Origin of the sequence: Pseudomonas fluorescens (assembly GCF_902497875.1) — a bacterium.
In the GTDB taxonomy this organism is placed as follows: Bacteria; Pseudomonadota; Gammaproteobacteria; order Pseudomonadales; family Pseudomonadaceae; genus Aquipseudomonas; species Aquipseudomonas fluorescens_BR.
In genome coordinates, this window is record NZ_CABVHY010000002.1 from 157515 (window position 1) to 171190 (window position 13676).

Consider the following 13676-nt stretch of genomic DNA (forward strand, 5'->3'; position numbering starts at 1 on the left):
TTCGACTGGATACGCCATGATTTCTTTGTCCGAGATAACCCAGCTGTTCATCGCCGACGGCTGGCTTAACGCCCTGCTGCACGGGGCCGTGGTGACCCTGCAGATTTCCGCGGGGGCTTTTGTACTGGGGTTGAGCATTGGCCTGCTGGTAGCAATGATCAAACTCAAGGGCCCGCGCTGGCTGGTTCGCCTGGCCAACGCCTACACCACGCTGTACCGCGCAGTGCCAGAGTTGCTGTTGATTCTGTTGCTGTACTACGCCGGCACTGACCTGTTGAACATGGCAATGGCGGCGATGGGCAGACCGACGGTCACGGTCAACGGATTCGTGGCGGCGGTGCTGGTGCTGGGGATCGTTCAGGGCGCCTATTCGGCAGAGATTATTCGCGGGGCGATCCTGGCCATTCCCTTTGGCCAGATCGAAGCGGCGCGTTCATTCGGCATCGAACGCTGGTTGCTGATGCGCCGGGTGCTGCTGCCGAGCATGTTGCCGTTCGCCATGGCCGGTTTATCCAACCTCTGGCTGGTGCTGGTCAAGGACAGTGCGTTGATCAGCATCGTCGGCTACAGCGAGTTGCTTTCGGTGGGCAAGCAAGCGGCCGGCTCGACCAAGCACTACCTGGTGTTCTACCTCGCCGTGGCAGCGGTTTATTTCATCATCACCCTGGTCTCCAACGGGGCCTTCCGGCTGTTCGAGCGGCGTATCAATCGCTGGATGCCGCAGCACTAAGGAGCTCGCCCTTATGGATTTTTCCTGGATCAACAGTTTTGCCGGCGAGCTGCTGCATGGCCTCGGCATTACCCTGAAGCTGCTCGGACTTTCCGGTTTCTTCGGTTTTATTCTCGCGGTGCTGGTGGCGCTCGGGCGGCTGTCGCCCAACCGACTGATCAGCGGCAGCATGCGTGCCTACACCAGTGTGTTTCGCGGTACGCCGCTGCTGGTGCAGATCTACATCCTGTATTACGGCATCGGCAGCCTGTTCGCCGCCTACCCGCCGATTCGCGGCAGTTTTCTCTGGCCGTACCTGCGAGAAGGTTTCTGGTACGTGGCGCTGGCCTTGATCCTGTGTGTCGGCGCCTACGTCGGTGAAGTGTTGCGCGGCGCCCTGCGTGCGGTGCCGCGCGGAGAGCTGGAAGCGGCGCGCGCCTATGGCATGAAGCGTTTTCTGGTCTTGCGCCGGGTGTGGTTGCCCCGCGCCTTGCAACTGGTTCGTCCGACCCTGGTCGGTGAATCGGTGCTGCTGCTCAAGGCCACCGCCCTTGCCTCGACCGTGGCGGTCACCGATCTGCTGGGTGCCGCCAACCTGGTGCGGGCCCAGACTCTGCGGGTTTATGAACCGTTACTGGCGGTCGCGGTGGTCTACATCGTCCTGGCTTTTGTGATCGAACACGGCTTCTCGCGCTTGGGCAAAGTCCCCCAGCGCCAAGCCTGAATCCCCCTATTAATTGACGCTGGCAGTCATCACCAGCGAGGAGAACAGCATGCGTTATTCACCTTTTGTCGAGCGCATCAGCGGCGAGTCGGTCAGCGCCTGGGACATTCATTACGCAGCCATCGAAGCCCGCGGTCGCGGCGAGGATGTGATTATCCTCAGCATCGGCGACCCGGACTTTGCCACCGATAGCGCGATTTGCGAGACCGCGGTCCAGGCCTTGCGCCAGGGCGACACCCACTACACCCACGTTCTCGGCCGACCGCTGCTGCGTGAGGCGATTGCCGCCAAACAAAGCCTGCTGCAAGGCATTGCGGTGCAAGCCGAAAACGTCGCGCTGGTGGCCGGCGCGCAGAACGGCTTGTTCGCCACCGCGTTGTGCCTGTTCAGCCAGGGCGACGAGGTACTGGTGCCGGAGCCGATGTACCTGACGTACGAAGCCTGCATCCACGCTTCCGGCGCGCGCATCGCGACCATCGAACAACCGGCGTCCAATGGCTTTCGCCTGACCCGCGCCGCGCTGGAAGCGGTGATCACCGACAAGACTCGCGGTATCGCACTGGCGACACCCTGCAATCCCACCGGCAACGTCTATAGCCGCGAAGAACTGGAAGCGGTGGCCGAAGTCGCTCGACGGCATGACCTGTGGGTAATTTCCGATGAGGTCTACGGCCAGATCACCTACGACCGTCAGCACCTGAGCATCACCTCGCTGCCGGGCATGGCCGAGCGCACCGTGGTGCTTAACAGTCTGTCGAAAAGCCATGCCATGACCGGCTGGCGCGTCGGTTGGGTGATCGCCCCGCCGACCTTGATCGGCCACCTGGATAACCTGCTGCTGTGCATGCTCTACGGCTTGCCGGGGTTCATTCAGGAAGCCGCGCTCAAGGCGCTGGAACTGGATGAGCCGGTGGTCAGCCATGCGCTTGAAGTCTACCGGCGTCGGCGCGATCTGGTGGTCGCGGGCCTGCGCGGGGTTGCCGAGCTGGATTGTCGTATACCGCAAGCCGGCATGTTCATGCTGGTGGACGTGCGCCGTACCGGGCTCTCGAGCATGGACTTTGCCTGGCAGTTATTCCGCGAGACCGGCGTGTCGGTGCTCGATGCCGAGGCCTTCGGAGCCAGCGCCAAGGGCTTTGTGCGGATCTCGTTCACGGTGGCCGATACCACGCTCAAAGACGCCTGCCAACGTATCGCCGGTTTTGTCGAGTCGCTGCGTGCCCGTGGCGAGGGGGTTTGCCCCCGTTCGGCTGCGCAGCAGTCGTAAACCGGCTAATGCGTTCTTACTGACACACTCAGGCGACCGATTTGGGGCCGCTTCGCGCCCCAGCGGGGCGGTGCGGCGTTCCGACAAGCCCCCTCGCCACAAATGCCCGCTATTCACCCGCAGGCAATGATCAAGAGGTTTACTCCCGTGACCGCTTCAGACCAATTCAATTCAACCCACTCCGTTGTCGCCCCTTACGCCGAACTGGTGCTGCATAACGGTCGTTTTTATACCCTCGACCCGACACAACCCTGGGCTGCGGCAGTGGCCATTCGTGACGGCCGCTTCATCGCCGTCGGCAATCTTGAAGCGCTGCAAGCGCTGATCGGTCCGAACACCCGCCAGCACGACCTGGACGGTGCCTTCTGCATGCCCGGCCTGCACGACATGCACACGCACCCGGATCTGGCGCTGGCACCCCGTTACAGTGACGACCTGGATGTCGGCATCGAAGACCCGACGCCCGAGCAACTGGTCGCGGCGATCCACGCCTATGCCGATGCGCATCCCGGTGACGGCTGGATCTACGGTCAATACTGGGTGCGTTACACCTTCCGCGAAGCCGGCCTGACCCCGGGTCGCGAGTGGCTCGACAGCGTAATGCCGGACCGTCCGGTGGCGCTGCTCGACCGCATGTGGGGCACCATGATGGTCAATTCCAAGGCCCTCGAACTGGCGGGCATCGACCGCCACACCGCCGACCCGCGCAACGGTTACATGGAGCGCGACGAGCTGAGCGGCGAACCCAACGGCCTGTTGATCGATGGCGCCTATGCCTTGATCCACGCCGCGATGCCGCCGACTCCGGTGGACGTGCTGCGCCGCGCTTATCGCGATGGCGTGCATTTCCAGACCTCCCGTGGCGTCACCGCGACCAAGTACGTGCATGTCTGCGAACGGCGTCTGGAAGCCCTCAAGGAACTCGATGACGCCGGTGAACTGACCCTGCGCGTAGAAGCGGCGATCAGCTGGCAGGACGATATCTTTCCGGTCCGCCGTCGTTGGGAACTGCTCAGCGGTGAGCGGCATTACTATCGCAGCGCCCGCCTGAACGCCAACGCGGTGAAGTTCCACTTCGACGGCACCGTGGAGCCCAAGTCCTCGTACCTGATGACCCCCTGGTCGCAAGACTCGAACTGGCGTGGCAAGCTCAACCTGACCCCGGAACACATCACCGACATGGTGGTGGACATGGACCGTCGAGGCTTGCGAGTGATTGCTCACTGCACCGGCGACGGCGCTTCCGACGTGTTCCTCGATGCGGTCGCTGAAGCCCGTCGCCGCAACGGTTACAGCGGCATTCGCCATCAATGCGCCCACAGCACCCTGTTGCATCCAGGCAACCTCAAGCGTTTCAAGGAACTGAACGTGATTGCCGAGTTCTCCCCGGCCGCCTGGTACCCGACGCCCTTCGCCAGCGGCGCACGCTCCGGCTACGGCCAGGAACGCCTCAAACGCATTTATGACTTCAAAGGGGTGCTGGCGGCGGGCGGCATCGCCGTTATGGGCACCGACTGGCCGGTGGCCTCGATCGATCCGTGGCTGGCGCTGGAAACCATGGTCACCCGGCAGAACCCATGGAACCAGGAGCCCGACTGCTTCGGCGAACCGATCACCCTGGAACAGGCGCTGCAAGTCGCGACCCTCAACGGTGCTCACGCCATGGGTCTGGAGCATTTGACCGGCAGCCTGGAAGTCGGCAAGTCCGCTGATCTGATCGTGCTCGACCGCGACCTGTTTGCCCAGGCGCCGCGCAACTACATCCATCGCACTCAGGTGCAACTGACCTTTGTCGAAGGCCGGCCGGTGTACGACCGCGAATCAAGGTTTGGCGACACTCCGCTGGAAGCGGTCTGGCAGGGTCAGCCTCCGGTGATCGAGGGGCTAGCCTGATGAACCTTCCAAGCATTCCGGTGACGGTGGTCGCCGGGTTCCTCGGTGCCGGCAAAACCACCCTGCTCAACCGCATGGTCCAGCGTGCCGACAGCGGGCGCATGGCGGTGATCGTCAATGACTTCGGCGAGCTGAACATCGATGCCGCGATCATTGCCGAGGTCACCGACGCGGTGTACAGCCTGCAAAACGGCTGCATCTGCTGCACCGTACAAGAAGACCTGCTGGCACAATTGGTCAGCCTCGCGCAGCTGCAACCGCGACTGGAGCGGATCGTTATCGAATGCAGCGGCGTGTCCGATCCACAACGCATCGTGCAAACCCTGGGCTATCCGCAACTGCGTGCGAACTTGCATCTGGATGCCGTCATTACCCTGGTCGATGCGACTGGCTATCTCGCACTGGAAGGCGAATTCGCCCGACTGTCCCGCGCCCAGGTGGCCTGTGCCGACCTGGTACTGCTGAACAAGGCCGACCTGGTTGACCCGGAGGAGTTGGAGAGCATCCATGCCTCCCTCGGCAGCCGCGCGCCGGTGTTCGACACCGTACAAGCAGAACTGCCCGAGGTGTTGCTGCTGTCGGACCGCAGCAACCGTGTCGGCCTGAAGCTCACCCCGCTGCCGGAGCGCCACGACCAGCTGTTCGAAAGCTGGGTCTGGAACAGCCCGCACCCGCTTCCGCCCAAAGCCTTGCGCGAATGGCTGGCCAGGCTGCCCAAAGACATTTTCCGCCTCAAAGGGTTGGTGCAATTGCAAGGCAATGAACAGCCCTATTGGTTGCAGCATGTCGGGGCCCGCAGCCAATTCAGCCTGGCCATCGGGCAAACACCGGAGCACGCCGTGCAACTGGTGTTCATCGCCCGCCGTGGCTGCGGGCTTCGTGAAACGCTGGAGGCGGGGTTGGCGGATATTCAGGTGGGGTGATGCGCGAACCATCTGTGGCTGGCGGCATATTCTGCAACAAACTGATCCGCTCTCTTTGAGCATCTTTATGAGTCCCGCGGAGTACCTCTTATGAAAGATCAGACCAGCCAAAATACCCGTCAGTTAAGAGAAATCCATGATATGGAGATCAATTGTGGCGAGGGGGACTGCTCCCTCGCCACACACCGAGCGAGGACTCCACCCTGCAAACCATCGACTACACCAATGCCCGTGCGCATATGTCCGAAATCATGGATCGAGTGAACGAGGATTGTGTACCGCTGCTGGTGACACGCGAAAATGGCGAACCGGTCGTCATGCTTTCTCTGGCCGAATACAACGCCCTCGAAGAAACCGCCTACCTACTCCGATCCCCCGCCAACGCCGAGCGCTTGATTAAATCGATCAAAAGCCTTCGCGCCTGATCACGGCCAAACATCAATGCAAGGAACGCTGACGATGAAAACCTGCAACGCCCTCTCGATCCCCCTTCGCTCAACACCCTGGGGATAACTTATGCTCGATATCCTGCAAGGCACACCGCTGTGGGTATACGCCGCCTATCTATTGCTCTGCTATTACGGGATCAAGGCCTGTTCAAGCAGCCGGGAAAGCAAAAAATCATTGCTGATTACCCCGTTGATTCTGCTCGTCTGGTCGTTGTTTTCAGTGAATCACTCTGCGCTCTCGACGATTTTCTGGATCGGCGGCCTGGCCATGGGCAGTCTGCTGGCGATGGCCCTGTTCCCGGGCAAAGGCGTCGAACTGGAAGCTGATGGCAATGGCCTGATCATCCCCGGAACCCTGAAGATCCTGTTCATCTCCCAGCTGTTCTTCGCGGTGAAGTACTACACCGGTTATCAGGACGCCGTTCACCCCGAGTTCACGGCAACCACGCAAATGCTGGCGTTGAGCGGGGTCGCTTCGGGATTCACGGTCGGTCTGTTCTGCGGGCGGGCGATCACCTTGTATCGAGCGTTGGTGTCACTGCGGGTGCGAATCTGGCAGCACAGCCGTTAAATCCGTCACTGCGGCATGGTTCCTTGACGCCGCTGCACAGCCGCGCTGAAAATGCCCGGCGCTATTCCCGTCTCAACCTTGTTAAATGAAGTAGTGAAATTTCAATGCCTGATTCCAACACCGATGAATCCGTAGTCAACTTGTCGTCCAAAGTCGAATACGAAAACGCCATCAATCTTTCGCAGCATGTGCCGCAGGCCAAGATCATCAGTGAAATGGTGCTTGATGCTTTTCACACATCGAAGGAAAGCGATCAGATTCGTGACTTACGCATTGCGATTCGCCGGGCACATGACCAGTTTGACGACGACAAAGCCTACGATCTGATGGGCGAGTTGAAACAGCTTAAAGACGCAGAGGCCGCCGACAGCGCCGCTCTGGAAGACTTGAGCACAAAGTTCTCCATCAGCCGGATTCTGTCCAGCTTCAAAGACGATCCTGAGTTCCAGGAGCTGGTGTATGGCTTGGCGCTGAAAGTGCTGAACCAGACCCATCAAGCGGTCAGCAACCCCAGCAGCGGCAAAGCCAAAACGGCTCGCGCCAAGAAAGAAGTCGAAGTGTTCGTCATCAGCAAGGACGGCACGAGCGTCACCCTGCCCCTGCGCACACCTCGCTCCAAGCCGAACGTAGACCGTGAAGCCTTCGAGTTCCTCGGTTTTGCGTTCGTCGGCGAAGGTGATCAGGCCGAGCTGGAAACCGAGACCTTCATCGACAACGAAGGCACTGAACAGCCGGTTACCCGCAAAAGCGTGATCGCCGCCCTGCAGCAACAGAACGCGTTCGACGGTTACAGCATCGTTCAGCAATAACGCTGGAAGATCAAAAGATCGCAGGCTGCGCCAGCTGTGACATTGCAAGAACACACGGTCCCGTAGGAGCTGCCGCAGGCTGCGATCTTTTGCTTCTATCGCGTAAAAAAAGCCCCGCTCTTCACACCGAAGGCGGGGTTTTTTGTAGAGTCAGAATTCAGCAATGATGGCTACGCTTTACACAGTCCCCAACCGATCAACCATATCGGGAAATTTCTCCACCAGTTTGATCAACAGCGCAGCCTGGGCATTGGGTTTCGATTTGTCCTGCTCCCAGTTTCTCAAGGTGCTTGGGCTAGTGCGTATACGCCTGGCAAAGACTGTCTGGGACATATGCAGCTTCCCGCGAAGCGCCACGATCTCTTGCGCGGAAACCTCGGGAGCAGGCTTTTCCTCTACCGTATTCTGGCGAAGAGTGATCTTGCCTTCGCGCTGCGCCGCCATTTCGGTTACGCCCTGCATCATTTCTGCAAACAGATCGCGCTTTTTCATTGGGTGCCTCGTGTTTTCAACTCTGCTTCTATGGCTTTCTTGAGCGCCTTCTCTTGGTCGGCAGTCAAATTTTCGAGCTCATCCTTGTCGTAAATCGCAAACATCCAGAACTGGCCATTATTCATAAGCCAATAATAGATGACCCGCAATCCACCGCGCTTACCTTTCCCACGGCGTCCGTCTGACCAGCGCAGTTTGCGGAATCCCCCCGTGCGCGGCATGACATCGCCAGCTAATGGGTTCAACTGCATCTCGGCTTGAAGCCTGCGATATTCATCGTCCGTCAGATAATTGCCGACGGTGGCGGTAAAGGATGATGTTTCAAAAAAAACCGTTCGCATAACAAACTATAATCAATTTGCGTATGGTTTCACAAGCAATGATTCAGCACCAGACAAGCTGTCGGCAGCTAGCGCGCTACGTTCAGCCCAAAAAAAGCCCCGCTCTTCACATCGAAGGCGGGGCTTTTTTTACAGTGTCAGACACTCAAGGTGCGTAAGTCAGCAACAAGTCATTCGGCACTTGGAAGTCCAACGACATCATCACGCTCAAAGCAGTAATGGTGAAGATCGAGAACACGAACAGCTTGCGCGCCCAGACTCGATCATCCACCGCCTTGTAGCCGGTCCAGGCCATGTACAGCCAGTACATGCCCATGGCGGCAGCGACGGCGAGGTAGCTCATGCCGGCGTAGCCGCTGAAGGTCAGCATCAAGGTGGCGACGAGGAACGCCAGGATGTAGAGCAGGATGTGCCGCTTGGCCACTTCAATTCCGCGCTTCACTGGCAGCACCGGAATCGATGCTGCCAGGTAATCGTTGAAGCGGAAGATCGCAATGGCGTAGGAATGCGGCATCTGCCACAGGCTGAACATCACCAGCAACGTCAACGCGGCCATGTCGAAGCTGTTGCTCACCGCGACGTAGCCGATCACCGGTGGCATCGCCCCCGACAGGCTACCCACCAGCGTGCCGTGAACCGACTTGCGCTTGAGGTACAGGCTGTAGAAGCCGACGTAGATGACGAAGCCGATCACTGCGAACAAAGCGGCCAGCGGGTTGGCCACCTTGTACAACAGTGCAACGCCGAAAACACCAAGGACGGTCGCAAAAGCCAATGCCAGTTTCAGGGAGATCAGGCCCTGGACCAGCACGCGGTTTTTCGTGCGTTCCATCTTCAGGTCGATGTCGCGGTCGATGCAGTTGTTGAACACGCAACCGGACGCCACTACCAGCGAAGTACCGATCATCGCTGCCAGGAAAATGGCAATGTCGACATGCCCTTTCGAGGCCAGGAAGAACCCGCCTGCCACAGAAAGCACGTTACCGAAAATGATCCCCGGTTTGGTGATTTGGATAAAGTGCTTAAAGGACATCCGGAGTTCCTCAGTGCGCCATCATGTTGGAGTGGATGCTGAACATGATCCACAACGACAGGCCTACCAACAGGACGATCACCAGGGCAGCGAAGACGAACGCGATCACGTTGTTACGCTGGGCGAGGGAGCGGTCCAGGTGGAGGAAGTAGACCAGGTGAACGAGCACCTGGATCACGGCGAAGGCCAGAACGATCCACAGGGTCACGTCTTTCGGCAGGGATGGGTACATCACCAGGCCGAACGGAATGACGGTGAGGATCACCGAGAGGATGAAGCCGATGGCGTAGGACTTGACGCTGCCGTGGCCGGCGTCGTGGCAATCGTGGCCAGTGTGGGAATGTGCTGCGTTAGCCATTTACATAGTCCCCATCAGATAAACAACCGTGAATACGCAGATCCACACCACGTCCAGGAAGTGCCAGAACAGGCTCAGGCAGCTCAGACGGGTCTTGTTGGTCGCCGTCAGGCCGTTTTTCTGCACCTGATACATCATGATCGCCATCCAGATCAGACCGCTGGTCACGTGCAGACCGTGGGTGCCGACCAGGGTGAAGAACCCGGACAGGAAGCCGCTGCGGCTAGGGCCGTAGCCTTCGGCGATCAGTACGTGGAACTCGTTGATCTCCATGCCGATGAAGCCGGCGCCGAACAGGAAGGTCATGCCCAGCCAGCCCAGCACCTGGTTCTTCTTGCCCTTGAACAACGCCAGCATGGCAAAGCCGTAGGTAATCGAGCTGAACAGCAGCAGAGCGGTTTCGCCCAGCACGTAGGGCAGCTCGAAGATGTCGTGGCCCGACGGGCCACCCGCTACGTTGTTAACCAGTACCGCGTACACCGCGAAGATCGACGCAAACAGAATGCAGTCGGTCATCAGGTAGAGCCAGAAACCGAATATGGTCATCTCGCCCGAGTCGTGGTGATGGTCATCGTGCCCATGGTCAAGATCATGAGCGTGTCCAACATTGGTCACTAAGTTCGACATGGTTTAAGCCTGTTCCAACGAGGTTTCAACACGGGTGGCGGTGGCCGGAATCGCTTTGGCCGCTACCAGACGCTTGTGCTGCTCGGCTTCGATGCGCTCGATTGTTTCAACCGGCACCATGTAGCCCTGGTCATCACGAGCAGCGTGGATCACGAAGTACACAACAGTGCCGACCAGACCGAAGATGGCCAACCACCAGATGTGCCAGATCATCGCGAAACCGAACACCGTCAACAGAGCCCCCATGACCACACCAGTCGCAGTGTTGTTTGGCATGTGGATCGGTTCGTAACGGTTTGGCGCCTTGTACGCAGTACCGTTTTCCTTGGCCTCGGTGAACGGGTCGATGCAGTCGGCTTTCGGCAGCACGGCAAAGTTGTAGAACGGTGGTGGCGACGAGGTCGACCATTCCAGCGTGTGGGCATTCCACGGGTCGCCGTGTTCGCACGCGTTCTGTGGCAGCTTGCGATCACGCACGCTGACGTAGAGCTGGATCAGTTGGCAGGCGATACCGATAGCGATCATCACCGCACCGAACAACGCGACGTACAGGTAAGGCACCCACTCAGGGTTGGTGCTGGAGTTCAGACGACGGGTCATGCCCATGAAACCCAGTACATAGAGCGGCATGAACGCGACGAAGAAGCCCGAGATCCAGAACCAGAACGCTGCCTTGCCCCAACCTTCGTGCAGCTTGAAGCCGAACGCTTTCGGGAAGTAGAAGCTGAAGCCGGCGATGTAACCGAACACGGCGCCGCCGATGATCACGTTGTGGAAGTGAGCGATCACGAACAGGCTGTTGTGCAGGACGAAGTCAGCCCCCGGAATGGCCAGCAGTACGCCGGTCATGCCGCCAATGGCGAAGGTCACCATGAAGCCCAGGGTCCACAGTACCTGGCTGGTGAAACGCAGACGGCCCTGGTAGATGGTGAACAGCCAGTTGAATAGCTTCACCCCCGTCGGGATCGAAATCAGCATCGTCGCCAGACCGAAGAAGGCGTTGACGCTGGCACCCGAACCCATGGTGAAGAAGTGGTGCAGCCAGACCATGAAGCCCAGGATCGAGATCGCGCCGCTGGCGTAGATCATCGAGTGGTGGCCGAACAGTTTCTTGCCGGAGAAGGTCGAAATGACTTCGGAGAAGATCCCGAACGCCGGCAGAATCAGGATGTATACCTCGGGGTGACCCCAGGCCCAGAACAGGTTGACGTACATCATTGGATTGCCACCAAGTTCATTGGTGAAAATGTGGAAATCCATGTAACGGTCAAGCGTCAGCAAAGCCAGAGTAGCGGTCAGGATCGGGAAGGAAGCGACGATCAGGACGTTGGCCCAGGTGCAGGTCCAGGTGAAGATCGGCATGTCCATCAGCTTCATGCCCGGGGTACGCATTTTCAGCACGGTGGCCAGGAAGTTGACCCCCGTCAGCGTCGTACCTAGCCCGGATAGCTGTAGCGCCCAGATGTAGTAATCCATCCCGACGCCCGGACTGTATTGCAGCCCCGACAACGGCGGATAGGCAACCCAGCCGGTCTTGGCAAATTCGCCAACTCCCAGGGACAGGTTGATCAGCACCACGCCGGACACCAGCAACCAGAAGCTCAGGGAGTTCAGGAACGGATAGGCAACGTCACGCGCGCCGATCTGCAGCGGCACTGCAAGGTTCATCAGGCCGGTGAAGAATGGCATCGCCATGAAGATGATCATGATCACACCGTGAGCGGTGAAAATCTGGTCATAGTGTTCAGGTGGCAGGTAGCCAGGCGAACCTTCGGTGGCCATGGCCAACTGGGTGCGCATCATGATGGCGTCGGCAAAACCACGCAGTAGCATGATCATGGCCACGATGATGTACATCACACCGATTTTCTTGTGGTCGACCGAGGTCAGCCACTCGGACCACAGGTAGGTCCACTTCTTGAAGTAGGTGATTGCAGCGAATACCGCCAGACCACCGAGCGCGATCATGGCGATGGTTATCATCACGATCGGTTCGTGGAACGGGACCGCTTCCCAACTTAATTTACCTAACATCGATTACTCCTCTGCCCCGGCAGCTGAATGCGAACTCATGTCCATCCCTTCCATGTGGGCCACTTCTTTCTCTTTCTTCTCGTGGTGCATCGGCTTGCCCGGTTTCATGCCTTCATACTTGTCGACGATGGTCTGGAACAGGTTCGGCGTGAACGAGGAGTAGAGCTCGACAGGGTTGTTCTGGCTTGGTTTGGAAAGGGCTTCGTATTCAGCTTTTTCAAGCTGTTTAGGTGCCTTCTTGACATCACTGACCCAGGCATCGAAATCCGCCTGAGACGTGGCGATAGCTTTGAACTTCATGCCGGTGAAACCCGCGCCGCTGTAGTTGGCGGAGATACCGTCGAGTTCAGCGTTCTGGTTGGCAATCAGGTGCAACTTGGTCTGCATGCCCGCCATCGCATAGATCTGGCCGCCCAGGCCCGGGATGAAGAAAGAGTTCATCACGGTGTCGGAGGTGACCTTGAAGTTGATCGGCGTGTGGGCCGGGAACACGATCTTGTTAACGGTGGCGATGCCTTGTTCCGGATAAATGAACAGCCACTTCCAGTCCATGGCGACCACTTCGATGGTGATCGGCTTGACGTCGGACTCCAGCGGACGATACGGGTCCAGTGCATGGGTCGACTCGTAGGTGATGTATCCCAGGGCAATGATGATCAGCACCGGAATGGTCCAGATCGTGACTTCGATCTTGGTGGAGTGCGACCACTTCGGCGTGTAGACGGCGTCTTTGTTGGAAGCGCGGTATTTCCAGGCGAACAGGAAGGTCATGAAGATGACCGGCACGACGACCAACAGCATCAGCAGCGTTGCGGTGATGATCAGGTTTCGCTCGTCCAGGCCGACCTGGCCCTTGGGATCGAGCAAGGTCATGTTGCAACCACTCAGCAACAACGTGCCGAGCAGCGGCAATAAGCCTAGGAATCTGGGGTACCTGTTTTTACTCATCTCACGACCTCTAAAGCAGCTTGCGCAATGCAGTTGGGTTTTGATCGCCAACACTTCACCCTGCCAAGGGTTGGCATTTTTCTTCGATTGAATAAGGGCCTGCCCGAAGCGCTAAGCGCTGATCGACAAATCCCGGGCTAGCGGTGAGTTCTTATTCGATTTCTGGGTCAAAGGCCTTTTTACAGACCAATTCCATTTGGTGCGGATAGCTGGAAGGTGCCGACACCTGGGGTCCTATGGAGCTCGCAAACCGCTCCTCGACCGCCCTCGTATGCTCAGGGATGAGCAGCGCCGGAAATTCAGTGCGGGCGATTGTAGATATGTAACGTTTTAGAAACCATGTCTCATCTCGAAATAATTAATATCGGATCCAGCAACAATCGGGAACGATTATTACGAAGCCAAATAAGCGTATCGATTTTCATTCTCAAATAGAACCACATAAAATGTAGGTCTAACCTGCTCATTTCAGACAGTTTTTTTATCGCCAAGGGTCGA

15 protein-coding genes are annotated in these 13676 nt (G+C 58.4%); 8 read left to right on the plus strand and 7 right to left on the minus strand.

Annotation, left to right across the window (positions count from 1 at the left end):
- The first annotated feature begins 16 nt into the window (after positions 1–16).
- The 8 genes from F8N85_RS02200 to F8N85_RS02235 all read left to right on the plus strand — a co-directional run bounded on the left by F8N85_RS02200 (position 17) and on the right by F8N85_RS02235 (position 7345).
- The gene (locus F8N85_RS02200; protein WP_150802048.1) at positions 17–730 is read left to right on the plus strand and encodes an ABC transporter permease; all 714 of its coding nucleotides are present in this window, start codon (positions 17–19) and stop codon (positions 728–730) included.
- Between the two features lie 13 nt (positions 731–743).
- Positions 744–1433: an ABC transporter permease gene (locus tag F8N85_RS02205; protein ID WP_150802049.1), complete on the plus strand. Its 690-nt coding sequence runs from the start codon at positions 744–746 to the stop codon at positions 1431–1433.
- Positions 1434–1482: 49 nt separating this feature from the next.
- Positions 1483–2700 (plus strand): pyridoxal phosphate-dependent aminotransferase, encoded by a 1218-nt coding sequence (locus F8N85_RS02210; RefSeq protein ID WP_150802050.1) that lies wholly within the window; start codon positions 1483–1485, stop codon positions 2698–2700.
- A gap of 147 nt (positions 2701–2847) precedes the next feature.
- Positions 2848–4593 (plus strand): amidohydrolase, encoded by a 1746-nt coding sequence (locus F8N85_RS02215; protein ID WP_150802051.1) that lies wholly within the window; start codon positions 2848–2850, stop codon positions 4591–4593.
- The gene (locus F8N85_RS02220; RefSeq protein ID WP_191636093.1) at positions 4593–5516 is read left to right on the plus strand and encodes a CobW family GTP-binding protein; all 924 of its coding nucleotides are present in this window, start codon (positions 4593–4595) and stop codon (positions 5514–5516) included. The genes F8N85_RS02215 and F8N85_RS02220 overlap by 1 nt, the downstream gene beginning before the upstream one ends.
- A 203-nt stretch (positions 5517–5719) precedes the next feature.
- The gene (locus F8N85_RS02225; protein ID WP_150802195.1) at positions 5720–5941 is read left to right on the plus strand and encodes a type II toxin-antitoxin system Phd/YefM family antitoxin; all 222 of its coding nucleotides are present in this window, start codon (positions 5720–5722) and stop codon (positions 5939–5941) included.
- Between the two features lie 91 nt (positions 5942–6032).
- Positions 6033–6536, plus strand: a complete 504-nt coding sequence (locus tag F8N85_RS02230) for a hypothetical protein (RefSeq protein WP_150802053.1) — start codon at positions 6033–6035, stop codon at positions 6534–6536.
- Positions 6537–6640: 104 nt separating this feature from the next.
- Positions 6641–7345: a hypothetical protein gene (locus tag F8N85_RS02235; RefSeq protein WP_150802054.1), complete on the plus strand. Its 705-nt coding sequence runs from the start codon at positions 6641–6643 to the stop codon at positions 7343–7345.
- Positions 7346–7522: 177 nt separating this feature from the next.
- Here F8N85_RS02235 and F8N85_RS02240 read toward each other — a convergent pair whose 3' ends face one another.
- The 7 genes from F8N85_RS02240 to cyoA all read right to left on the minus strand — a co-directional run bounded on the left by F8N85_RS02240 (position 7523) and on the right by cyoA (position 13178).
- A complete protein-coding gene (locus F8N85_RS02240) occupies positions 7523–7837 on the minus strand; it encodes a helix-turn-helix domain-containing protein (RefSeq protein WP_150802055.1) in 315 nt (104 codons plus the stop codon).
- The gene (locus tag F8N85_RS02245) at positions 7834–8178 is read right to left on the minus strand and encodes a toxin (protein WP_150802056.1); all 345 of its coding nucleotides are present in this window, start codon (positions 8176–8178) and stop codon (positions 7834–7836) included. Before F8N85_RS02245 ends, F8N85_RS02240 begins: the two co-directional genes overlap by 4 nt.
- 145 nt (positions 8179–8323) lie before the next feature.
- A complete protein-coding gene (cyoE, locus tag F8N85_RS02250) occupies positions 8324–9211 on the minus strand; it encodes a heme o synthase (RefSeq protein WP_150802057.1) in 888 nt (295 codons plus the stop codon).
- Positions 9212–9221: 10 nt separating this feature from the next.
- A complete protein-coding gene (gene cyoD, locus F8N85_RS02255) occupies positions 9222–9569 on the minus strand; it encodes a cytochrome o ubiquinol oxidase subunit IV (RefSeq protein ID WP_150802058.1) in 348 nt (115 codons plus the stop codon).
- On the minus strand, positions 9570–10196 hold the full coding sequence (locus tag F8N85_RS02260; RefSeq protein ID WP_150802059.1) for a cytochrome o ubiquinol oxidase subunit III: 627 nt from the start codon (positions 10194–10196) through the stop codon (positions 9570–9572). It abuts the gene before it with no gap.
- Positions 10197–10199: 3 nt separating this feature from the next.
- Positions 10200–12230: a cytochrome o ubiquinol oxidase subunit I gene (gene cyoB / locus F8N85_RS02265; protein WP_150802060.1), complete on the minus strand. Its 2031-nt coding sequence runs from the start codon at positions 12228–12230 to the stop codon at positions 10200–10202.
- A gap of 3 nt (positions 12231–12233) precedes the next feature.
- Positions 12234–13178 (minus strand): ubiquinol oxidase subunit II, encoded by a 945-nt coding sequence (gene cyoA, locus F8N85_RS02270; protein WP_150802061.1) that lies wholly within the window; start codon positions 13176–13178, stop codon positions 12234–12236.
- Between the last annotated feature and the right edge of the window lie 498 nt (positions 13179–13676).